This is a genomic window from Rahnella sp. Larv3_ips, from assembly GCF_003697865.1.
GTDB lineage: Bacteria > Pseudomonadota > Gammaproteobacteria > Enterobacterales > Enterobacteriaceae > Rahnella > Rahnella rivi.
In genome coordinates this window covers 489055-510566 of the sequence record NZ_MJIB01000014.1, presented here as the reverse complement: position 1 = coordinate 510566, position 21512 = coordinate 489055, and the positions used below count along the sequence as shown (strand labels likewise).

The following is a 21512-nucleotide window of genomic DNA, read 5'->3' as shown; positions in this document are numbered from 1 at the left end:
AAGGAACTTCTGATGTCTCTGTTACGCATAAGCCCGCTGGCCGGGCTGCTTTTTGCTGCACTTTTACTGACCGGCTGCTTCAATGAAGCCGATAAAACCACCGAAAACAGCGGCGATGCGCGCCTGCGTCTGGCGATGTTACAGCCGCCGCGCTCCGGCCTGACACCGCTGAGCGACGACGCGTTCAAGCTCTCCCGCTGGAGCACTGCAGAAACGCTGGTGATACTCGATAAACTCGGCGAAGCCCGGCCTGCGCTGGCCACCCGCTGGCAGCAGACCGGCGAAAACAGCTGGCGGTTTGAGTTGCGCCCGGACGTAAAATTCCACGACGGCACCGCGCTTAACGCCGCTGCCGTGGTCAATGCCCTGACCGTCGCCGCACACGCCGCGCCTAAACCGCGCATTCTCGATGGCGTGGAGATGACCGCCATGGCCGACGGCGAACATGCGGTGATCGTCACTACCGCGCAGCCCGATCCGCTTCTGCCACAGCGTTTATCCAGCCCGCAGCTGGCGGTGTTATCGCAGAAAGCCTACAGCGCCAGCGGCGTGGTGGACCCGCGCCACACCGGTTCCGGCCCGTTCGAACTGGTGCAGGTGAACGGCACCAGCAGCGCACGGCTGGAGCGTTTCGACGGATACTGGGGTGAAAAAGCCAAAGCCAGCGGCATCGACGTCAGTTTCGTCCCGGACGGCACCGCACGCGGCGCGGCCCTGCGCACCGGCACGGCGGACATCGTCGAGGCCATTCCGGTGTCGCAGGCACCGCTGCTTGACCAGCACCTCATTCACGAAGTGCCGATGCCGCGCACCAATACGTTGTATCTCAATACGCGGCTGGGTGTGATGCAGGATCCGGCGCTGCGTGCCGCCGTGCGTGAAGCGCTTAACCGCCAGCAACTGGTGGATAACGTTTACGAAAAACGCGCCGACGTTGCACAGGGGTTACTCGGCCCGGCGTTGCCCTGGGCCGCACAACTGCGTCAGCCGGTGAATTATCCGGTCGCCGCCCGCAAACCGGCCGGTGAAACGATCACGCTGGCCACTTTCAGCGATCGCGCTGAACTGCCGGAAGTGGCGGTGTACCTGGCGCAACAGCTGACGGCGGCAGGTTTCACCGTCAGACAGGTTGTGCGCGAGTATTCGCAAATTGAAACCGACGCGCTGGCCGGTAAATTCGACGCCTTTATTTTATCGCGGGCAACGGTGCTCGATTCCGGTGATCCGGTGGCCTATATGTACAGCGATTTTGCCTGTAAAGGGTCGTTCAACATCGCGCAACTTTGCCGCCCGGAAATCGACAAGGCGCTGCAACAGGCCGCTGTTATTCCGGCTGGCGGGGAACGTCGTCAGGCGATCATGCAGGCTGAAAACCTGATCCTCGCGACCGATGCCGCCATTCCGATGTTGCACGAACGCGTGATTCAGGGCGAAGCGGCGGATGTGCGCGGTGCCGTGCGCGATCCGCGTGAACGCACGCTGATTAACGCCGCCACCCAGCGCGGGGTTCAGGCCGACTGATGAGCGAGTCCTTGTATTGCCGCACCTGCGCGGGGGTGAGCCGTTTTCGTCAGCGCCAGCCCGGCGGAGCGCTGTTACCGCTGATCTCACGCCTGCTGACGCTGGCGGCTATCGTGGTACTGATCGGCCTGCTGCCGTGGCTTTCCGGCACTGATCCCGCGCTGTCGTTGCTGCGCGCACGCTCCGGCGATCAGGAAGCCACCGCGGAAACCCTCAATGCCATCCGTTTATCGCTCGGGCTGGATCAGGGGCCGTGGCACGCGCTGGCCCACTGGCTGGGCGGCCTGCTGCGCGGTGATGCAGGGCTTTCGTGGATTTCAGGCCTGCCGGTTTTACCCGGCATGTTGCGGGCGACCGGCGTGTCGCTGACGCTGATGGCCTGTTCGGCGCTGGTGGCGCTGGTCATCGCGCTGCTGCTGTGTGCTGGCACCCTGAGGCGCGGATTGCAGGGCGGCACACCGCGTCCGGCCAGTTTTCTGGCCGCGATGCTGACCGCGATGCCCGAGTTTTTACTGGCTTCGCTGTTGCTGATTACCGGCGCGGTCTGGCTGCCACTTTTTCCGCCTTACGGCTGGCAGGGCTGGCATTACGCCGTACTGCCGTCGCTGGCGCTCGGGGTGCCTGCGGGGGGCTATCTTGGCCGTATTTATTCCGATGCGCTGACCGGCACGTTCGGCGAAAGCTGGATCACAACCTGGAGCGTGCTGGGGATCAGGCGTCGTCATACGGCGCGCGCAGTGATCCTGCGTTCGCTGCCGGGCGTGATGCCGTTAACCGGTCTGGTGCTGGTGGCACTCACCGGCGGCGCGGTCGCCGTCGAGAAAGTGTTCGCGATCCCCGGCATCGGGCGCGCCACACTGGGCGCCGCTGCCGCCGGAGATTTACCGGCGTTGCAAACCGGCGTGCTGATCCTGCTGCTGCTGGCCTCGGTGATCGGCATGCTGGCGGGCGGGGCTCGGCGACTGTTGCTTGGCCGCGCCCTGACGCTCGGTGCCGTCCCGGTGCCCGCGCAGGCCGCCCCCGCGCACCGGCAAAGGGTGTGGATCCCGCTGGTCTGTCTGGGCCTTCTGCTGCTGATGGTCCTGGCCGGTTACGGACGGGATCCGCTGTCGTCTGACTATGTGCGGTTACAGCCGCCGTCATTCGGGCTGCCTTTTGGGGCGGATGCCATGGGGCGCGATCTTCTCGCCCGCGTCGCCCACGGAACGCTGAATACCTGTTTACAGGCGCTGGTGGTTTCGCTGATTTGTCTGGCGATTGGCGTCATCGTGGGGGCATTTCCCCGCGCGATGACCGGCCCCACTGAAGTCACCAACGCACTACCGCCGGTGATCGCCGGGCTGGTGGTCGCCGCGTTGAACGGGCCGACCGCAACCGGCGCGATCATCGCCGTAACCGCCGTCAGCTGGGCACCGCTTGCCGCGCACACAGCGGCACTGGTGGCAGAAATTCAGGCACGTCCTTATATGAAAATGCTGCCGGTGGTGGGCGTCGGTGCAGTACGTCGCACCCTGTTTTACGTGCTGCCTGCCCTTTCAGGCCCTCTGGTGCGCCATGCCATGTTGCGGCTGCCGGGCATTGCGCTGGCGCTGGCCTCTCTCGGCTTTCTCGGCCTCGGCGCACCGGCGCCGGTTCCCGAATGGGGGCGCGTGCTGGCCGAAGGAATGCCTTACATCGAACGTGCAGGCTGGAGCGTTTTCGCCCCTGCTGCCGCGCTGGCGGTGCTGTCGGTGATGGCGGTGACGCTGAGCAGCCTGAGGTGGAAAAAATCATCAATGGCACACTGAATCGTTATCTGAAAGGCTAAATCGCGCTAAGCTGTCGCCTCGAATTTTAAGGGGTGACAGGAAATGGATCCGCGTAAACCGCTGGACGGATTTGCCAGCAGCGTGATGGTGGTGTTGTGTGTTATTTGGGGCGTGCAGCAGGTGGCGATCAAAAGCGCTGCGGCAGATATCACGCCGTTATTACAGGTCGCGCTGCGTTCCGGGATCGCCGGGCTGGCGGTGCTGATGTTGCTACTGGTGCGCCAGCGTAAAGTGCCGTTCAGCGCGGACAATCTTGGCCCCGGTTTGCTGGTCGGCCTGCTTTTTTCCATCGAATTTATGTTCGTCGCCGAGGGGTTGCGGTTCACCACCGCCGCGCACATGGCGGTATTTCTCTACACCGCGCCGATATTTGCCGCGCTCGGGCTGCATTTTCTGGTGCCTGAAGAGCGGCTGAGCGGGCTGCAATGGTCCGGCGTCGGCGTGACATTTCTTGGCGTGATGGTGGCGTTTCTGTTTGGGGGCCATGCTTCGAACTCGCCGCAGGCCAGCAACATGCTGCTCGGCGATTTCTTCGGCCTGCTGGCCGGTGCGTTCTGGGGGATGACCACTCTGGTGGTACGCCGCAGCAAGCTCTCTTCCGGCAGTGCGACCATGACGTTGTTCTACCAGCTGGCCGGTGCCTTCGTGCTGCTCGGCGGGCTGGCATTACTGACCGGCCAGACGCAATTTCGCCTCACCCCGGTGTCGGTCAGCAGCATGCTTTTCCAGACGCTGGTCGTCACCTTCGCCAGCTATCTCGCGTGGTTCAGCCTGATGCGCCGCTATCACGCTTCACGGCTGGGGATCTTGTCCTTTATGACGCCGGTTTTCGGTATTCTCGCGGGGGTAGTTTTCCTGCATGAGCCGCTGAAAGTGAACTTCATTCTTGGCGCAATGCTTATCATGCTCGGCATCCTGACCGTCAGCGCCGACAGCATTCTCAGGCAATGGGTAGCGCGGCGGCGCAGATAGGTTTTGGCGGCGGTGAAACGGTCAACACCTGAGTGACGCGGCAGTGAATTGTCTTTCATGCAGAGGGTAAATGAGAGGCTTCACTGCCGTTTTTTTGGTGGGATCATCGCCAGGATCCTGGCGAAGTTACGGCAATCGGTCCGCTTGTCGCTGCAGTCCATCGAAGATAGCGCTACTGATTTTTTCGGGAAAATCATCAGGCAACAGAGATTTCACTTCTTCGATCACAGATCCCGTCTGTTCTTTCAGCTCCGCCATCATGCGAACGATGTTTTCACCCGGATAATCCACGCGTTGAGCCATTGAGACAAAATGCCGCGGGAGAATTCTACTCCAGTGAAAATGCCGGTTACTGCCTTGCAAGGCCATTGCCATCTTCGCTTTTTTCGCCGGGATACCCAGCGGATGCATCAGAGGATATGCCGACATAACATCATAAAGTGGCGTCATCCGGTAAGCACTGCCAGGCTCAATGTAGAGGCTGAAATTCTTAGCATGCCCGTCAATGGCCGCCAGCATCCAGAACAGGATCTGGCTTTTAAAGAAGGTGTCGCGGTCTTTTGCCACCTGCTGCGAACCGAGCAACAGCTTCATTGCCGATGCAATACCGGGTCCACCGTCCGACTCATATTTGAGCGCAGGCGCGACACCCAGTGCCTGACAAAAATCCTCCTGCGGCAAACGCATCAACCATGATGCATCCTGCGACCAGCGGCGGTCGAACCTTTCAACGATCAGTACCTTTTGGGCGCCGAAACGCGCAATCTCTGCATGCGCCACCGGAAATCCAAATTTTTCGGCAATCTTCAGGCACAACCATTCATTTTCAACGCTCTCACTCAAATCGATACCATTGTTAGCGATATATCCGATGGGCAGTTTAAGAATATGGCTGGTCGGTGTACTCCCCTGAGGGCGATGCCACTGGTTGCGATACCACAACAACGCAGTTTTCTCCTGAGCTCCGGCAATGGAAATACGGAAATCGTCGATTTCGGCCCCCATGCCCAACGGAGCTTCTTTATAGCCCTGTAGCAGTTGCTCGATATCTGTATCACTCAAAGGCTGCGCATGGATTTCAGTCACCGGCGAAACCGGTTCACCTTCCGGATACAACTGGATTGCACCCACACAATCACTGCCGATTCGGGAGAGGAGATCAAAGGGTTGCCTGGTGGGGATATGAAAACGTGCCTGAATTCGATTTCGGATGTGTTCATTGTCGGGGAGAAGATTATCAAAAAAGTTGTACACCACAGAACCACGGAATTTGGCTACCTGCAGTGGCAATGAAAGTGAAATAGCACGAGAGCCGGCACGTTCCAGCCAGCTTTCATGATAGACAAATGACATTTCCCCGCCGCCTGCTTTTTCTAACGTACCCACAATGATGCCGTTCAACGCGAGCGTTAACTTATCCATGTATCACCACTCCTGATCCCAGGTCGTTTTATCCTGTGGATTACTGTTCCTTGGTGTTATTTGCAGTTCCAAATCCAGCGCTGCTAATAATTTAAACAGAGTTTCCAGCCGGGTACCGTCCGGGTAGTTTTCAAATTCTGAAACGGTAGATTGCTTAAGTCCTATCGTTTCTGCTGTTTTACTCTGGCTCAGTTTACGCTTTTTGCGCTCATTGCGGAGGGCATTGGCCAACATTTTTGTCGAAGTTATGTTCATTTTATCCTCCATGGCGGATTTTTTTAGTATATCCCCTAAAAGGGATAAATCAATTTCTATCCTCCAGGGCGGATAAAAAATTAATATCCCCTGCAAGGGATAGAAGTCATCAATTGCCCTCCCCGCCGCCGCATGTTCAAATATCGTTTTTGCGATCTCACAGAAGCGCCGATGAAGAAAAGTGAATTTATCGCTCAGGATTTACTGAGCAAAATTTATCAGCACAGCGGATCCCTGCCGGAAAAGTTGCCGCCGGAGCGTCAGCTGGCGGAAGAATATGGGGTGTCGCGCTTTACGGTGCGCAAGGCGCTGGAAAAACTGGTGAGTATTGGCGCGGTGCATATTGTGCAGGGTTCGGGGATTTACATTAACCCCGGCGTCAGCAGCAATCCGCTGGTATATAACTCGATCACCGAAAAGAAATTCGCTGAGATCAGTTTCAAAATGCTGGAGCTGCACAAGCGGCGGCCGGACAAAGAAGAGCAGCAGGTTTTCGATCTGACTGCCGATGATTTTATCTGGGCGTTCACCCGTTTGCGGCGCATCAGCCAGCGTAACGTACAGATTGAATATTCGCGTATGCCGGCCAGTGAATTTGGCGATCTGAATCAGAAGACCATTGAACACTCTATCCAGCAATATGTGCTGAGCAAGGGCTATGCGATTTCACATTCTCTCACCCGCTATCAGGCGGTGACAGTCAGCAAAGAACAGGCACACATCCTGGGATGCAAAAAAGGCATTGCCGCCATGCACATTACCAACAGAGGCATTTTGCAGGGCGGCAAGGTTTACGCGTTCAGCGACATTATCGACATCGATTATTCCTGCACCTACGTTATCCCGTTTAATCAGGACAATCTGGCCTTCCGCCAGACTTAAGGTGTGTGGATCACGCCGTCCGGCAGGCGGCTTTGCGTCCATTCGTGCGGCCGGTACACCACCGGAAACTCTGCGGCGGCCTCCCGGTCAAAGCCCACGCCAATCCCCGCGTCTTCTCCCGGATAAAAATAGCCGTTTTCAGGCATCTGCGCGCCGGGGAAAACCTGCTGCGTGTTGGCCGGATACGCCACAAACTCCTGGATCGCCGCGTTGTGCAGATGAATATTCAGGTGCGTATTCACGGCGGCGCCAATCGGGGTCATGTCCGGCGGGCAATGCCACGCCAGGCGCACGCCAAAACTCTGGCAAAAATGCGCCAGTTTTAAAGCCGGTGTGATGCCGCCGATTTGCGAAACGTGGCAGCGGATAAAATCGATCCGGCGGTTGATAATCAGATCTTTCCATTCAGCCGGATTATTGAATAACTCGCCGGTCGCCAGCGGTACGGCGGTCTGGCTGCGGATCTGCGCCAGCCATTCGTTCTGATCCGGCGGCAGAATATCTTCGATAAAGTAAGGCCGGTACTGTTCCACCACTTTGGCGAACTGCACCGCCTGTTGCGGGAACAGCCGTTCGTGAACGTCGTGCAGAATGTGGAACTGATGACCGTATTTTTCACGCAGCGCTTTGAACATCGCCAGCGTGTTGTCGATGTACTGATCCTGATCGTAATACGCGCCCGCCGTTGGTTCACGGGTAGTGTGAAAATCATGCGCATTGCCGCCGTAGAAGCCCAACTGACAGCGGATATGCCGGTAACCTTCGGCCAGTAAACGGTCCACCTGACCGAACAGTTCTTCCAGCGTTTCACCTGCCGCATGGCTGTAGGCCGTCACCGCATCTTTCGATTTACCGCCAAACAGATGATACAGCGGCATGTTGGCCAGCTTGCCTTTGATATCCCACAGCGCCATATCGATGCCCGCAATGGCGTTGTTGATCACCGGCCCGTTTCGCCAGTAAGCGTTCACCATCATCATCTGCCACAAATCTTCGATGTGATTGGCATCGCGCCCCATTAGCAGCGGCTTGAGGTATTCATCCACCATCAGTTTGACCGCCAGCGGGCGCTGCTGGAACGTCGCGCAGCCCAGGCCGAAAACGCCACGATCCGTTTCAATTCTGACCACCACTAAATTATGGCGATCCGGGCGTGTTATCTGACATTCGATATTGGTAATCAGCACAGGCTGCATGATAAATCCTTAATAAAGACCGTGATCCGTTTTAAAAAAAAGGCGGCGGGAATATTCGTATTGGGGTTATTTCAGCGTATTTTTAGCCTGCTTGTAAACCTTAAATTGAGGCTTTTATTTTGGTTTAAAAGCACAGCTGAATATCACTAAAAAACAGACCAATTTGGCTGACACGCACGAAAATGGTGCCTTGCAGTGAAGTTTTGTGATGAAGATCCTGTTTTATTGGTTTGTTTTTAAAAAGGCGCGTCATTACACTCCCCTTCCATCTAACAATGAATAATTAATTTGTCGTCGCGGGGTTCAGGGTGAATACAGAAATAATGCATTCAGTGATTAAACTGGTGGGCGGTGCAGAAAATATCAATAAAGTCTGGCATTGCATGACCCGTCTGCGTTTTGATTTACACGACGAAAATAAAGTGGCCTGGGAGGAAATTAAAAACCTGCCCGGCGTGCTCGGCGCGCAAAGTCAGAGCGATCAGGTACAGATCATCATCGGACCCAGGGTGAATATCTGGTATGAGGCCATCGTCTCGCAGCTGGATCCGGTGAGCGTTAACGGCGATCCGGCAACAGGAAATGTTTCCACAAAAGGACGAAAAAGCCTGGTGTCGATGTTCATGGATACCGTCTCCGGCGTGTTCGGCCCGATCGTTCCGGCCATTGCGGGCGCGGGGATGATCAAAGGTTTGCTGGCCGGACTCATCGCCCTGAAAGTGATATCGGCCAAAAGCGAAACGGTGATGATCATCGATTTGATCGCCAGCGGCGTGTTTTACTTCCTGCCATTTTTCCTCGCCGTTTCTGCGGCGAAGATCTTCAAAACCAATGAGTATCTGGCTGCCGCCGTGGCCGCCTGTCTGATGTATCCGACGCTGATGGACGCGGCGAAAGCGCTCGCCAGCCATACCGCCGGGGCACCCACCGCGCTGTACTTTATGGATGTGCTGCCAGTGTCTGTGTTCAACTATTCGGCGAGCGTGATCCCGGTGATTTTCTCGGTGCTGGCGCTGAGTTACATCCACCGCTGGGTGGATAAAATCATGCCGGACGTGCTGAAAACCGTGTTTACACCGACGCTGACCCTGTTTATCGCCGCGCTGGTGTCGCTGACGCTGATTGGTCCGGCGGGGATTTACCTCGGCAAGCTGCTGGCGTTTGGCATTCAGGGATTGTTCGACGTGTCGGCGGTGTTTGCCGGATTTATCGTCGGCGCGATCCGCCCGGTGGCGATCCTCACCGGGATGCATCACGCGATGACGCCGATTGCGTTGCAGAACTTCACCGATCAGGGCTGGGACATGCTGATGCCGATGATGTTTATGGCCAACATGGCGATTGCGGGATCGACCTTTGCGATTTATTTCCACGTTAAAACCCGCGAACAGAAATCCGTGGTGCTCTCTGCGGCGATTTCCGGCCTGCTGGGGATTACCGAACCGGCGCTGTTCGGCGTGCTGACGCGCTACAAAAAAGCCTTTATCGCCACCACTATCAGCAGTTCCGTGGCGTCGGCATTTATCGCGTTCTTCGGCGTGCGGTTGTACGGCTATATACTGTCGAGCATTTTCAGCCTGCCCGCTTATATCGGCCCGTACTTTATCTACATTCTGATGGGTGTGGTGCTGTCGCTGGGGCTGTCGTTTACGCTGACCTATCTGATGGTGGTCAAAAATAAAGGCACCGAACAAAGGGTGCCTCTGGTAAATCAAACGCGCTGAGACGTGTCAGGCCGCTGTCTTTGAATGCGCAATCTCAGACAGCGGTTCGTTCTCAATCATATTGGTCAGCCGGCCAATATTTTCAATTTCCACTTCAATTTTGTCATTCTCGTGCAGGAACAACGGCGGAACACGGGTTTTGCCAACGCCGCCCGGTGAACCGGTCATGATCACATCGCCCGGCGAAAGCTGGGTAAAGGTGCTGATGTAGGCGATGATTTGCGGAATGGTATGGATCATATTGGCGGTGGTATCGTCCTGCACCAGCCGGTCGTTCAGCCAGGTTTTGATGCTCAGATTTTGCGGATCACCCACTTCGTCCGGCGTCACCATCCACGGGCCAAACGCGCCCGTTGACGGCCAGTTTTTACCGGCGGTGTACCATTTATGCTGCCAGTCACGCACCGAGCCATCCATATAGCAGCTGTAACCGGCGATATAATCCAGCGCGTCTTCGGCGGAAATATTGCGGCCTGTACGGCCAATAATGATCGCCAGTTCGCCTTCATAATCGAACTGCTCCGAAGAAGCCGGCTTGATGATGGTGCCGTTGTGGCCGACCTGAGAATCGGCAAAGCGGATAAACAGCGTGGGGGCCGGATTCGTTTCGTTAAACTCTTTGCGCTTTTCCGCGTAGTTCATGCCCACGCCGAAAATTTTGCCCGGACGGTCGATAACCGGCAGGAAGCTGATGTCGTTCAGCTGAAGATCCGCTGGCAGTTCAACGTAGCGTTGCAGCTCTTCAGGAGAATGGCGTGCCATGAATTCGTTAATATCCCGGCATCCTGAGTGGCTGCCGACGTCGACAATCCCCTGTGCCTGAAAGATGCCGAAGCTTTTGGTGTGGTCTTTATTGATGGTGAAATTAACAATTTTCATAGATGCACTTAGATTCTTATTTTACTTAAAACAGGTAAATTCGCTGGCGTTCGTGTTGCGAAAACGGCTTGCCAGTCGCAACGTTGGCGTGATTATTGACCCTGCCTCTCATGCCTTCTACTATATTTTATTATCAAATCGATGAATTTCAGGAATCAATGTTAAATAACAGAGACTTAGAGTATTTTGTGACGGCCGCAGAGATAATGAATTTGAGACTTGCGTCACAAAGTTTAAATATAACTCAGCCTGCACTTTCGAAATCCATCACCCGTTTAGAGAAAGAACTGAACATCAAACTGTTCAAACGGGCAGGTCGCGGGCTGGAGCTGACCGAAGCGGGGCGGGTGCTTTATCAGCGTGGTTTAGCGCTGCAAAGTTCCTATCTTGAGCTTGGGGAAATCATGAATGAACTGAGCAGCGGCGCGGGCGGCATCGTTCGCGTGGGCGTCTCCGGTTCTGCCACGCAATTCTTACTGCCTGAAATCTGCAAAATGCTGCAATCGCAGGTGCCGAATATGAAACTGGAAATCCAGATCGGCATGAATGACGTGCTTTTCACCTTGCTGGAACGTCATGCGATCGACGTGATCATCGGGCCACTGGTCAATTACGACAGCCCGGTGGTGCAGCTGCCGGTGACCGCAGACCGGGTGATCGTCGCCGCCTCACGCGATCATCCGCTGGCCGGTAAACCCGCCAGCCTGCGTGAACTGAGCCGCTATGGCTGGATATTACCGGCGAAAACCGTCTCGATGCGTCAGTGGCTGGATAAAATGTTTTATGAAAATCACTGCCCGCCACCGGATGTTAAAGTGGAAATCAGTTCACTGGCCTCGGTGCCGGGGCTGATCGCGAAAAGCGGATTGCTGAGCTTTTTGTCCGAGAACATTCTGGTGGAAGAAGAATTTCTGTCGCGGCTGATCCGTATCGATAACGATCAGTTAGTGATGGAACGCCGGGTGGGCATTACCTGGCTGGAAGGCGCATTTCTCTCCCCCGCCACGCAAAAGGTGATCGACGTGACCAAAAGCGTCGGGCAAAAAATGCAGATGGAAGCCCGCCGGATCCTGGAAGACTGAATACCGGCGGGTAAGGGTTTACACCAGATGACAGGCCACGCGGTGACCGTTTTCCACTTCACGTAACGCCGGAATATCCTCCCGGCAACGGGCTATGGCGTGCGGGCAACGGGTGTGAAAACGACAACCGGCGGGCGGTTTTGACGGATCCGGAATTTCCCCGCTGACCATCGCCACCGGTTCACTGTCAGGATCAAGCGTCGGCACCGCCGCCAGCAGCGCCTGCGTATAAGGATGAAGAGGCTGGCGAAACAGCGCATCGCGGCTGGCCGTTTCCACTAACTGGCCGAGATACATCACCGCCACGTCATCACACAGGTGTTCCACCACCCCGAGATCGTGCGAGATAAACAGAAATGTCACGCCGTGATCGTCACGTAAATCCGAGAACAGATTGATGATCTGCGCCTGAATTGACACGTCCAGCGCGGAAATCGGTTCGTCGGCAATAATAAAATCCGGTTGCAGGATCAGCGCGCGGGCGATGCCGATACGCTGGCGCTGACCGCCGGAGAACTCGTGCGGGAAGCGGTTGTAATGCAGCGGCGAAAGGCCGCAAATTTTCATCACCTCCGTCACTTTCCCGTGCAGTTGCGCCCGCGTACACAGCTTATGTTCCAGCATCGCTTCGCCGATGGCATCACCAATGCGGATGCGCGGGTTGAGCGAACTGTAGGGATCCTGAAACACCAGCTGGATTTTCGGGCGTAGCGCTTTCAGTTGTTTCGGTTGCAGGCCGTGCAGATCTTCGCCACGAAACTTCACGCTGCCCGCCGTTTTGTCATACAGCCCCAGCAGGGTCCGCCCGACGGTGGTTTTGCCACTGCCAGATTCACCCACCAGTCCAAAAATCGTGCCTTTGCGGATGTTAAAACTGACGCCATCCACGGCGCGCAGTTGCCCGGTTTCCTGACCGAACACGCCGTCGCGGATCGGGAAATACTTTTTCAGGCCATCCACTTCAATCAGATAGTCAGCGTTCATGGCTGCAGCTCCCTGTTTTTCGTCTCACCTGGCGTACTCAGCCCGCTGTAAAAACACGCCGCCTGCCTGAACTGCCCTTCCAGCGGCGGAATGCCCTGACGGCATCTTTCCGTGGCGCGTGAACAACGCTCGGTAAATGCGCAGTAAGGCGGAAGCGCGGCCAGATCCGGCACCTGACCGGGAATAGAGTACAAACGGCGGCGGCGCTCGCCCGGTGTCGGTCGGGAAGCGATCAGCCCCTGAGTGTAAGGGTGCAGCGGATTGCGCAGCACTTCCGCGGTCGCGCCCTGCTCGACAATTTTACCGGCGTACATCACCACCACGTGATCGGCCATCTGCGCGATCACGCCCAAATCGTGGGTGATCAGCATCAGCGCCATATGGTTTTTTTGCGCCTGTTCACGCAGTAAGCGCAGGATCTGCGCCTGCACGGTGACGTCCAGCGCGGTGGTCGGTTCATCGGCGATCAGCAACTGTGGCTTACAGCTCAGCGCCATCGCAATCATGATGCGCTGCAACATGCCGCCGGAAAGCTGATGCGGATAACTTTTCATCAGGCTTTCCGCCCGCGCCAGCCCGACGTTGGTGATCATCTGCGTTGCCTGTGCCCAGGCTGATTTCGGTGATTCACCGAGATGGCGGATCAGCGGCTCGACCAGCTGTTCACCGAGAGTCAGCACAGGGTTCAGTGCCGTCATCGGCTCCTGGAAGATCATCGCCAGCTCATTGCCGCGTAAATCGGCCATCTGCGAAGGCCGCAGTTTGAGTAAGTCGCGCCCCTGAAACAGGATCTCGCCGCCATCGATACGCGCGGCCTGTGGCGGCAACAGCCCCATCAGCGACATCGCCGTGACGCTTTTTCCGCAGCCGGATTCACCGACAATGCCGACCGTCTGACCGGGCTGAACGTCAAACGTCACATCCTGCACGGCGCGCACGCGACCCTGATCGCTGGAAAATGACAGGGAAAGCTGGTTAAAACGGATTAACGGTGGCGTCATTTTTTGCTCCGTTTCAGTTTAGGATCGAGCGCGTCACGCAGGCCATCGCCCAGCACGTTAATCGCAATCACCGTAATAAAGATCGCCACACCCGGCGGCATCCATAGCCACGGACGGCGCTGGAAATCGATCAGGCTGTTGGCCGCATCCATCATATTTCCCCACGACGGCGTTGGCGGCACCACGCCCAGACCCAGATAACTGAGCGCAGATTCGCTGAGAATGGCGTTTGCCACGGCCATCGTCGCCATCACCACCAGAATGGGTACGGTATTCGGAAGTAAATGGCCGAACAGGCGACGGCGCGGGGACAGCCCGAGCACCTGCGTCGCCAGCATGAAATCGCGTTCGCGCAGGGAGAGAATTTGCCCGCGCACCAGACGCGCCAGTTTCGGCCATTCAAGCAAACTGAGCATGACGATCACCATGTACACGCGGGAATCCGGCGAAAAATCCATTTCAGACAGCATCGCACCCATCACGATCAGCAGTGGCAGGCTGGGAATGGTCATCACCAGATCGGCAAACCGCATGATGATCTTATCGGTGATACCGCCGACATAGCCGGATACCGCGCCCATCAGATAACCGAGCGTGACGGAAAGCAGCATGGTTAACATACCGATAATCAGTGAGATACGCCCTGCAAGCAGCAGTCGCGTATAGACATCGCGCCCGAGGAAATCGGTGCCCAGCCAGTGCTCTGCATTGGGCGCTTTGTTGATCATCAGCGCGTCCGTGGCGTCATCCTGCCAGGGGGAATAGTAAGGGCCCACTATGCACCAGACCGCCATCACCAGCAGCAGAACCAGACAAAACATCGCCAGACGGTTCTGGCGCAACGCCCGCCAGGCCTGCCGCCACGGTGACGGTGTCACCTGTGCCAGCACCGGAATGTGCGCTTCGCGCAGGCGGCGTTGGGTGGAGAATAAAGAGCCAAACATTACGACCTCACACGAATGCGCGGGTCAGCCCACGCATACAGCACGTCGGCAATCAGATTGCCAAGAATGGTTAATACCGCCAGAAACAGGGTGAATCCCATCAGAACCGGGTAATCACGCGCCGCCAGCGAATCAATATGAATGTGCCCTGCCCCCGGCCAGTTAAAGACTTTTTCTGTGATAAGCGCCCCGGAAAACAGCCCCGGCAGCTCAAACCCCAGCAAGGTGATAATCGGCAGCAGCGCGTTTCTCAGCGCGTGCTTCAGGATAACGGTGCGCTCACGCAACCCTTTGGCGCGAGCAGTACGGATGAAATCCATGCGCACGACGTCCAGCATGCTGGCACGGAAATAACGCGTCAGGCTGCCCGCCTGCAGCATCACCAGGGCCAAGACCGGCAACACCAGATGCGCGGCCACCTGCATCACCCACGCCCAGCCTGTGGCATCGCTGCCGGTATTGGTCATGCCGCCCACCGGCAACCAGTGCAGATCAACGGCGAACCATTTGATCAGCAGCAGGCAAAGGAAAAACGTCGGGAAGGACATCGCGGCGAAGATAACCACGCTCACCACGTGATCGAACAAAGAATACGGCTTCATCGCCGAGACAATGCCGACCGCCAGCGCGATCCCCCAGTACAACACCATCGCAATGGCCGCGAGCAGGAACGAATTCCAGATGTACTGGTTCAGCAGCTGACTGACGGGGATCTGATATTGCAGCGAAAAGCCCAGATCGCCGCGCAACAGATTGCCCAGCCAGTGCAGATAGCGGCTGAGCAGCGGTTGATCCAGGCCGTATAAGGCTTTCAGTTCAGCAGCACGTTGCGCGGTCAGCGTGATATTGCCATCGATAAAATCGCCCGGCGTTTTGGCAAACAGCATGAAGATGAGCAGCGAAGCGAGGAACAACATCGGAATGGTTTGAAGCAAACGACGCAGAATGAAATTTCTCATGACTTTCTCATTGAAGCTGCCGGAATAGCCCGGCAGCGTCGTTATTTCTGATTATTTGACGATTTTGACGTCCGGCAGACTGCCGGTCAGGCCGTTATAGATATCCGGTTTAAAACCGGTTACGCGGGCGCTGCTGGCGGAAAGGATTTTACGGTTGCCGAGCAGGATCACCGGCGGATCGTTTGCCAGCACTTTGTACAGCTCGTGGTAGATCGGCTTACGCTTTTCGATATCCAGCGTGGCGTTCCCTTCGTTGATCAGCTTATCGACCTGAGGATTGTTGTAGCCCGATTCAGTCGCCTCGGTGCTGTAGTAATCCCACACGCCATCGTGCGGATCGTTAAGCGTGCTGGTGCTGAACGACGCCAGATCATAGTTGCCCGCTTTACGCTGTGACATCAGGGCGTTGAAGTCCACCACCTGCGGTTTCAGGAGGACGCCAATCTTCTGATAGTCTTCTTTCGCAATCGGGATCAGCGCATCATTGAGCACTTTTTTGCTGACCAGCAGTGTCAGTTCGAGACGTTTACCGTCTTTCACGCGGATCCCGTCACCGCCGACTTTCCAGCCCGCTTCATCCAGTAATTTTTTCGCCTGTGCCGGATCGAACTTGTACGGGTTCACGCCGTCAGTGTTGTACGCCCAGGAGATCGGCGCGATCGGCTCAACCGCCACGGTGCCGTAACCCTGATACACCACGTCGATCAATTTCTGCCGATCCAACCCGTAAATCAGCGCCTGACGCACTTTCACATCCTGCAAAGCCGGGCGACGGACGTTAAATTCAATCTTGCTGTAATCGCTGGATCCGTACAGGTTGATGTTGGCGAAGCCGAGCATTTTCAGCTGTTCGATATCATCCGGACGGGAAGTGAACGCGTCATAATCGGTATCGCCGGTCTGGAACAGCTGGAAGTTAGTTGACGGATTCGTCACACGATAGATAAAGCGGGGCGTTGGCGGCACGCCGCGATAGTAGTTGGCGTTGGCGTGGAAGCGGATCTCCTGCCCCGGAATGTATTTGTCATACACATACGGGCCGTTGCCCAGCGGTTTGCCGTGCAGCGTGCGCAGCGTATCGAGATTTCCGCGCTGATAGCCTTTGCCGTAATAGGCTTTGGAGAGCACCGGTCCGCCGATTTTTTGCAGCGTGGTGGCGCCCGGTTGCGTGGTGGTGACCTGCAACGTCAAAGGATCCACCACTTTCAGGCCGCTCACGCTGTCAGCTTTGCCCTGTTTGTATTCATCACCTCCGGCAATGTGTGCCAGCGTGATATCAGTATCACCGTCGTATTTCGGGTCATACAGCACCGTCAGCGTAAACGCGACGTCTTCGGCGGTCAGCGGCGAACCATCACTGAACTTCAGATCCGGGCGCAGTTTAATGGTGTAGGTTTTGCCATCCGGGCTGACGGTCCAGCTCTGCGCCAGACCTGGAACCAGTTTGCCCTGGCTGTCCCAGTCGATCAGACGGGCGAAAATCACGTTCGTGACGTTTTCATCCCAGCCATTAACGAAAAAGTACGGGTTAAAAATCCCCTGAGGTTCGGAGATCCCGGCGATCACCGTGTCCGTGCGCAGTTTCGCCGCCGCAGGCACCTGGCTGGCATCGGTGGCCGGGGTGATGCCTTCTTTTAAAACATCATCAGCAAATGCGAAAGAGGACAGCATCACGGCGCTGGCCAGCAATGCAATTTTAAAAGAAGCAGTACGTCGCGCGCGTGTTGCGGCTGGCGCGAGTGCAGAGCGTAATAACGTAGCCAAAAGAGATCCCTCATCATGAGTGTGCAAACGGTTTACAAAACATGACAAAGAGTAAGGATGCGGTTTGGCCTTGTCTAACAACGAAATAGCATGCCTTATAGCTTTTCCAAAGCTTGCTGTTAAAGCCACCAAAACGGGTAATGTGGAAAGATTTCCTGATATCACCCAGTAAGCACTCACTCACTTATTAGGGCTTGCAGTATGTGGCTCTGCCTCCTGCCCGCCTGTGTTTTTCTCAAAGAAAAACGGCGTATCTGATGAAGATACGCCGTTCATTTTTATTTATTGTTAAGGCAATCAGGCAGCGGCTTTCTTGCTGCGGGCGCTGACCTCAGCGAGGATCTCTTTTTGCTTGTTCTTCTCGCCGATCATCTTGTACCAGCCAGATAACTTGCGCAGATCCGGCAGCGTGGCCTTCTCTTCCACATCGTAGGCGCTGAGTTTATCGCGATACTCTTCAAAGATGGCGATACAACGGCGTGCCCACTCACCTTCCAGCGCAGAGCCTGCCACGGCCCGCGGACGGCGTGGTAAGCGCGGGCGCAGCGGTTTGCTGGCCTCTGGCGCGGACTCGTCCACATACGCGAACTTGATCGATACTACGGTTCTGCCCTGCTTGACCGGCTCCCAGACGACGGAGATATCGGTGTTGGCGTTGATCCGGTTGATCGTCGGTTCAAGCAGCTTCTGGCGGAAGTCACGATAGTCCTCGTATTTGCCCGCCAAACCGGCCTTCTCGCGCATCCAGTTGAGATCCAGGGTCACTTCGATGGCTTTGCCGCTGCGACGCCCGTAGAGGTTTTTGGCTTTGATTAACCACCCGTAGAGTCGCACGGAGAACGGCGTATCCAGTTTGGCGATGTTCGCAAAATTCAGTTTGGTAAAAGATTCTTTAAGTTCATAGAGATACGGCGCAACGTCCTGGCCGAACCGCAACACCACGGCACTGTGATCGTCACTACTCACATACTCGAGACGTGAGAACCAGGATAACTGGACGGTGCGAACCTTGCCGGTTTTGACATCGGGTTTGTAGATCGTCACCGGTTTTTTCATCAGGCTTTCCGCCGCTTCACGCAACTGCCGGTGGCTGCTGGTCGGGTTCACCCCGTAGATCCGCTGGTAATCCTGCGGGAAGAGGCGATACAAGGTGTCTGGTTGCGGTTTCCTGCTATCAATTTGAGCCAGAGCCAGGTTCAGCAGGCGCATTTCATCCAGAGTGACGCTGTAAGCGCCTTCCAGAAGATCGTTCCCCTGAACTACGGTCAGTTTATTCAGTTCCATGTAGCAGGATCCATAGGTGGAAAGTAGGTAAATTATTCCACATAAAAAATGCTGACGTAAAGTAAAAACAGGGGTTATTTATTCATTTAATTTCAATGAATTAGCAAAGGATCCGAAAAGTGTGATCAGGAAAAATCTCCACATATTGATTTCAGAACAGGCAAGGATCCTTTTTTTAACATGTTGGATCATCACTCTTTTTACAGGAAATAACTCCACATAAGCACACGTCGGTCAACCCGCCAGATCCCAGATACTTTACGCCAGAACACCTGAAATCAGCCCCATGACTACAGATAATCTTTCCACATTAGCGTTTTCTCAGGTGAATAATCGTACGAAATCAATGTGTGACCCGTATCTCACTTCATACAACCCCGGCGGATCACCCTCCTCCCTCCCCTGAACAGGAAAAAACTCCACATATGCGTCGTCGTGGGATCAGATAATCTTTCCACATGTATGGCGAAGCGATCATCAGACAAGGAAATGTCTCCACATTTGGCGATTCCGGGGATCACAGGAAAAGTTTCCACATAAAGAGTGGGAAGGGATCAGGAAATCTCTCCACCTGTCCGATAAAACCGGCGCTGGAGTGCACGCTGTTCAGCACTCATTCCACGTGAATGATCAGATAATGTCTCCACATATCGTCGTGTGACATTGTCACTTATTGTCTAACTCATTGATTTATATGATATGAGAAATACGCGAGTGACTAACGCAGGCGGGTTAAGATCAGATAATCCTTCCACATATGCTCCGGCAGGGATCAGATAATCTTTCCACATATGCTCATTTGCTGTGAAAAATCTGATGCCGATCCCCTGCCGCTGCCGGTAATGGGATCCAAAAGTGACATAAAAAGGGTAACGTGACGCTGTCACAGGAAATTATTCCACATATGCGGGATTGTGCGGGGATCAGGAAATATGTCCACCCTTGAGGAAAAACGCTTTCTGGCAGTAAGTTAGCCGGAGAAACGTTAGAATGAGCGTACGAACACCTGCCACAGCAAGATATCAACAGAAAATCTCTCCACGCTGATAATTATCTGATCCCTAAAGAAATTATCCACAGGAAAAAACTCTACATTGATCATGAAAAGGATCCACATCTAACAGGAACGATCTCCACCGCAGACAGGAAAACTCTCCACGATAGCGCTTGTAACCTGCTAATTTATCTAGTGAAAAACATGTCTTAAAGAGAAAGATCTAAACTTAAAAAAGAAACAAAAGATTATTTGATCTTTGGATCTTCTAAACCGTGCAAAGGGGCTTCAGGAAAGGATAAGGCGGAAGGGAAAGTGTCATTCTGTCAGTGGGTTGAGAGAGGATCTGCCAGAACGGATCTTGTCGCAGACCCGCTCCGGCATAAATCTTCAGATCACGAACGTTCGTTATTGATAAGCCAGCCCTGGATTAACTCCGTCAGCACGTCTTTCATTTCACGATCTTGCAGGAAACAGCTGGTCTTAAACCGGCGATGTAACTCTTCATCGATATTGGTTTGCAGTTTTTTCACTGAAGCGGGTGGCTTTGCTACGGCGTCCAGTGCGGTAGTCAGCTGTCTGTGCTGCCCAAGTTTCATTTTCATTTCAACAACTCCGTGATTTCTTTGGTCATAATTTCTATCTCACCCTTTGCGTTACCATCTGTCGTATCGAAAACGGTACCGCCATCCATCATGGTGCGAATGTAAACCTGGCGCTGAGTGGTGCCGGTGCGTAACGCAGGTACGCCAGTGTCAGCGATGGATGCTTTAAGGACTTCCAGCATTTTTGCCGAGGCGACTTTTTTGGTGATCAGGAAACGAGCAATGACGGGCTGAAGGTTTTCACGGGCCTCAACGACGGCCAGGATTGCGCCACAAGCTGCAAAGTCTAAAGGTGACGGTGTCACGGGGATCAGCACTAAATCACTGACCATCACCGCAGCCGATGAGATTGCAGAAATTGCCGCTGCCCCATCAATGACGACGTAATCATATTCCTTCAACTGCTTACGTACGGTATAGACTTCTTTCTCAGATGCTGCTTCGGCCAGATCGAACTGACATTTGCTATCATCGTACCAGTTACTGATGCTTCCCTGTGGGTCGGTATCGACCATCACGACCTTATGACCTTGTCTTGCAAGACAGGTAGCAATGTTAATGGAGGTCGTGGTCTTCCCTACCCCGCCCTTCCCGTTCAGGAAGGAAATAATTTTCGCTGCCATAACATCCTCTTGATGAAGCGTCGGTAAGTTGCTTGCATCCTAAAATTCTAAAATTCTAAAATTCTAAAATTCTAAAATTCTAAAATTCTAAAATTCTAAGATTTCAGGATTCAAAAATATTGTAATCATAGGATTCTGAGATTTACTAATCCATGAATCACAGGATTGAGGTGATACTATAAGGTTTGTATCCAGGGATTACAATATTTAAGGATTATCGAATTGTGACATCTTGTGATTACAGGATTATAGAATTCTAAAGTTTGCGCTCAGGCGTAAGGTTGAAATGAGATTTGTTGTTATCACAGGTGGCAAAGATTTTATGATGCAAGGATTTCAGAATCACGAAATCTCAGGATGAGATAATCCCACAATTCTCGTATGTTCAATGTGATCAGGAGTCATCCCACAGTCACAGGCGATAATGTCCTAACCTCTAAAAATAGTCTGGACAGACAAAACGGAACCGTTACGCTCTCACTATCTCACTATCTCACTATCTCACTATCTCACTATCTCACTATCTCACTATCTCACTATCTCACTATCTCACTATCTCACTATCTCACTATCCTGTGATTATTGAATGGCAGGATTCTGGAAGTGTGGGGAT

General features: G+C 54.6%; 18 protein-coding genes. 6 read left to right on the top strand and 12 right to left on the bottom strand.

Annotated elements, in window-relative coordinates:
* The first annotated feature begins 12 nt into the window (after positions 1-12).
* From ED901_RS18885 to ED901_RS18875, 3 genes are all read left to right on the top strand, one after another.
* Positions 13-1521: an ABC transporter substrate-binding protein gene (locus ED901_RS18885; RefSeq protein ID WP_122096864.1), complete on the top strand. Its 1509-nt coding sequence runs from the start codon at positions 13-15 to the stop codon at positions 1519-1521.
* A complete protein-coding gene (locus ED901_RS18880; protein ID WP_122096863.1) occupies positions 1521-3308 on the top strand; it encodes an ABC transporter permease subunit in 1788 nt (595 codons plus the stop codon). Before ED901_RS18885 ends, ED901_RS18880 begins: the two co-directional genes overlap by 1 nt.
* 63 nt (positions 3309-3371) lie before the next feature.
* Positions 3372-4301 carry a DMT family transporter gene (locus ED901_RS18875; RefSeq protein WP_122096862.1) on the top strand — a complete coding sequence of 310 codons (930 nt, stop codon included), beginning with the start codon at positions 3372-3374 and terminating at the stop codon, positions 4299-4301.
* Between the two features lie 126 nt (positions 4302-4427).
* Here the strand turns inward: ED901_RS18875 and ED901_RS18870 are convergent, their stop codons facing one another.
* On the bottom strand, positions 4428-5723 hold the full coding sequence (locus ED901_RS18870) for a type II toxin-antitoxin system HipA family toxin (protein ID WP_122096861.1): 1296 nt from the start codon (positions 5721-5723) through the stop codon (positions 4428-4430).
* 3 nt (positions 5724-5726) lie between these two features.
* Complete coding sequence (locus ED901_RS18865; protein ID WP_056779646.1) at positions 5727-5978, bottom strand: helix-turn-helix domain-containing protein; 252 nt, start codon at positions 5976-5978, stop codon at positions 5727-5729.
* Positions 5979-6149: 171 nt separating this feature from the next.
* Here ED901_RS18865 and ED901_RS18860 point away from each other — a divergent pair, with 171 nt between their 5' ends.
* Positions 6150-6860, top strand: a complete 711-nt coding sequence (locus tag ED901_RS18860) for a GntR family transcriptional regulator (protein WP_056780134.1) — start codon at positions 6150-6152, stop codon at positions 6858-6860.
* Here ED901_RS18860 and ED901_RS18855 read toward each other — a convergent pair.
* A complete protein-coding gene (locus tag ED901_RS18855; RefSeq protein ID WP_122096860.1) occupies positions 6857-8056 on the bottom strand; it encodes an enolase C-terminal domain-like protein in 1200 nt (399 codons plus the stop codon). The genes ED901_RS18860 and ED901_RS18855 overlap by 4 nt on opposite strands.
* 323 nt (positions 8057-8379) lie before the next feature.
* Between ED901_RS18855 and ED901_RS18850 the strand changes: the two genes are divergently transcribed.
* Positions 8380-9780 carry a PTS transporter subunit EIIC gene (locus ED901_RS18850; RefSeq protein WP_056779652.1) on the top strand — a complete coding sequence of 467 codons (1401 nt, stop codon included), beginning with the start codon at positions 8380-8382 and terminating at the stop codon, positions 9778-9780.
* Between the two features lie 6 nt (positions 9781-9786).
* Here the strand turns inward: ED901_RS18850 and ED901_RS18845 are convergent, their stop codons facing one another.
* Positions 9787-10659, bottom strand: a complete 873-nt coding sequence (locus tag ED901_RS18845; RefSeq protein ID WP_122096859.1) for a fumarylacetoacetate hydrolase family protein — start codon at positions 10657-10659, stop codon at positions 9787-9789.
* A 110-nt stretch (positions 10660-10769) separates the two neighbouring features.
* Here ED901_RS18845 and ED901_RS18840 point away from each other — a divergent pair, with 110 nt between their 5' ends.
* Positions 10770-11741 (top strand): LysR family transcriptional regulator, encoded by a 972-nt coding sequence (locus ED901_RS18840; protein WP_371414330.1) that lies wholly within the window; start codon positions 10770-10772, stop codon positions 11739-11741.
* An 18-nt stretch (positions 11742-11759) separates the two neighbouring features.
* Here the strand turns inward: ED901_RS18840 and ED901_RS18835 are convergent, their stop codons facing one another.
* The 8 genes from ED901_RS18835 to parA form a co-directional block, all read right to left on the bottom strand.
* On the bottom strand, positions 11760-12725 hold the full coding sequence (locus tag ED901_RS18835) for an ABC transporter ATP-binding protein (protein WP_122096857.1): 966 nt from the start codon (positions 12723-12725) through the stop codon (positions 11760-11762).
* Positions 12722-13726, bottom strand: a complete 1005-nt coding sequence (locus ED901_RS18830) for an ABC transporter ATP-binding protein (RefSeq protein WP_056779665.1) — start codon at positions 13724-13726, stop codon at positions 12722-12724. Before ED901_RS18830 ends, ED901_RS18835 begins: the two co-directional genes overlap by 4 nt.
* Positions 13723-14670, bottom strand: a complete 948-nt coding sequence (gene opp4C, locus ED901_RS18825) for an oligopeptide ABC transporter permease (protein WP_056779667.1) — start codon at positions 14668-14670, stop codon at positions 13723-13725. Before opp4C ends, ED901_RS18830 begins: the two co-directional genes overlap by 4 nt.
* Entirely contained in the window at positions 14670-15629 is a 960-nt protein-coding gene (locus ED901_RS18820) for an ABC transporter permease (protein WP_056780137.1), read from the bottom strand. The genes opp4C and ED901_RS18820 overlap by 1 nt, the downstream gene beginning before the upstream one ends.
* 51 nt (positions 15630-15680) lie before the next feature.
* Entirely contained in the window at positions 15681-17300 is a 1620-nt protein-coding gene (locus ED901_RS18815; RefSeq protein WP_240993983.1) for an ABC transporter substrate-binding protein, read from the bottom strand.
* A 390-nt stretch (positions 17301-17690) separates the two neighbouring features.
* Entirely contained in the window at positions 17691-18677 is a 987-nt protein-coding gene (locus tag ED901_RS18810) for a replication initiation protein (protein ID WP_056779676.1), read from the bottom strand.
* A 1389-nt stretch (positions 18678-20066) separates the two neighbouring features.
* A complete protein-coding gene (locus ED901_RS18805) occupies positions 20067-20276 on the bottom strand; it encodes a plasmid partition protein ParG (protein ID WP_056779680.1) in 210 nt (69 codons plus the stop codon).
* Positions 20273-20899 (bottom strand): ParA family partition ATPase, encoded by a 627-nt coding sequence (gene parA / locus ED901_RS18800; RefSeq protein ID WP_056779683.1) that lies wholly within the window; start codon positions 20897-20899, stop codon positions 20273-20275. Before parA ends, ED901_RS18805 begins: the two co-directional genes overlap by 4 nt.
* Positions 20900-21512 lie beyond the last annotated feature (613 nt).

Excerpts from the sequence above, each read along its gene's own strand:
- ED901_RS18885 (WP_122096864.1), top strand. The coding sequence starts at position 13 with ATGTCTCTGTTACGCATAAGCCCGCTGGCCGGGCTGCTTTTTGCTGCA.
- ED901_RS18880 (WP_122096863.1), top strand. The coding sequence starts at position 1,521 with ATGAGCGAGTCCTTGTATTGCCGCACCTGCGCGGGGGTGAGCCGTTTT.
- ED901_RS18875 (WP_122096862.1), top strand. The coding sequence starts at position 3,372 with ATGGATCCGCGTAAACCGCTGGACGGATTTGCCAGCAGCGTGATGGTG.
- ED901_RS18870 (WP_122096861.1), bottom strand. The coding sequence starts at position 5,723 with ATGGATAAGTTAACGCTCGCGTTGAACGGCATCATTGTGGGTACGTTA.
- ED901_RS18865 (WP_056779646.1), bottom strand. The coding sequence starts at position 5,978 with ATGAACATAACTTCGACAAAAATGTTGGCCAATGCCCTCCGCAATGAG.
- ED901_RS18860 (WP_056780134.1), top strand. The coding sequence starts at position 6,150 with ATGAAGAAAAGTGAATTTATCGCTCAGGATTTACTGAGCAAAATTTAT.
- ED901_RS18855 (WP_122096860.1), bottom strand. The coding sequence starts at position 8,056 with ATGCAGCCTGTGCTGATTACCAATATCGAATGTCAGATAACACGCCCG.
- ED901_RS18850 (WP_056779652.1), top strand. The coding sequence starts at position 8,380 with ATGCATTCAGTGATTAAACTGGTGGGCGGTGCAGAAAATATCAATAAA.
- ED901_RS18845 (WP_122096859.1), bottom strand. The coding sequence starts at position 10,659 with ATGAAAATTGTTAATTTCACCATCAATAAAGACCACACCAAAAGCTTC.
- ED901_RS18840 (WP_371414330.1), top strand. The coding sequence starts at position 10,770 with ATGCCTTCTACTATATTTTATTATCAAATCGATGAATTTCAGGAATCA.
- ED901_RS18835 (WP_122096857.1), bottom strand. The coding sequence starts at position 12,725 with ATGAACGCTGACTATCTGATTGAAGTGGATGGCCTGAAAAAGTATTTC.
- ED901_RS18830 (WP_056779665.1), bottom strand. The coding sequence starts at position 13,726 with ATGACGCCACCGTTAATCCGTTTTAACCAGCTTTCCCTGTCATTTTCC.
- opp4C (WP_056779667.1), bottom strand. The coding sequence starts at position 14,670 with ATGTTTGGCTCTTTATTCTCCACCCAACGCCGCCTGCGCGAAGCGCAC.
- ED901_RS18820 (WP_056780137.1), bottom strand. The coding sequence starts at position 15,629 with ATGAGAAATTTCATTCTGCGTCGTTTGCTTCAAACCATTCCGATGTTG.
- ED901_RS18815 (WP_240993983.1), bottom strand. The coding sequence starts at position 17,300 with ATGCTGTCCTCTTTCGCATTTGCTGATGATGTTTTAAAAGAAGGCATC.
- ED901_RS18810 (WP_056779676.1), bottom strand. The coding sequence starts at position 18,677 with ATGGAACTGAATAAACTGACCGTAGTTCAGGGGAACGATCTTCTGGAA.
- ED901_RS18805 (WP_056779680.1), bottom strand. The coding sequence starts at position 20,276 with ATGAAAATGAAACTTGGGCAGCACAGACAGCTGACTACCGCACTGGAC.
- parA (WP_056779683.1), bottom strand. The coding sequence starts at position 20,899 with ATGGCAGCGAAAATTATTTCCTTCCTGAACGGGAAGGGCGGGGTAGGG.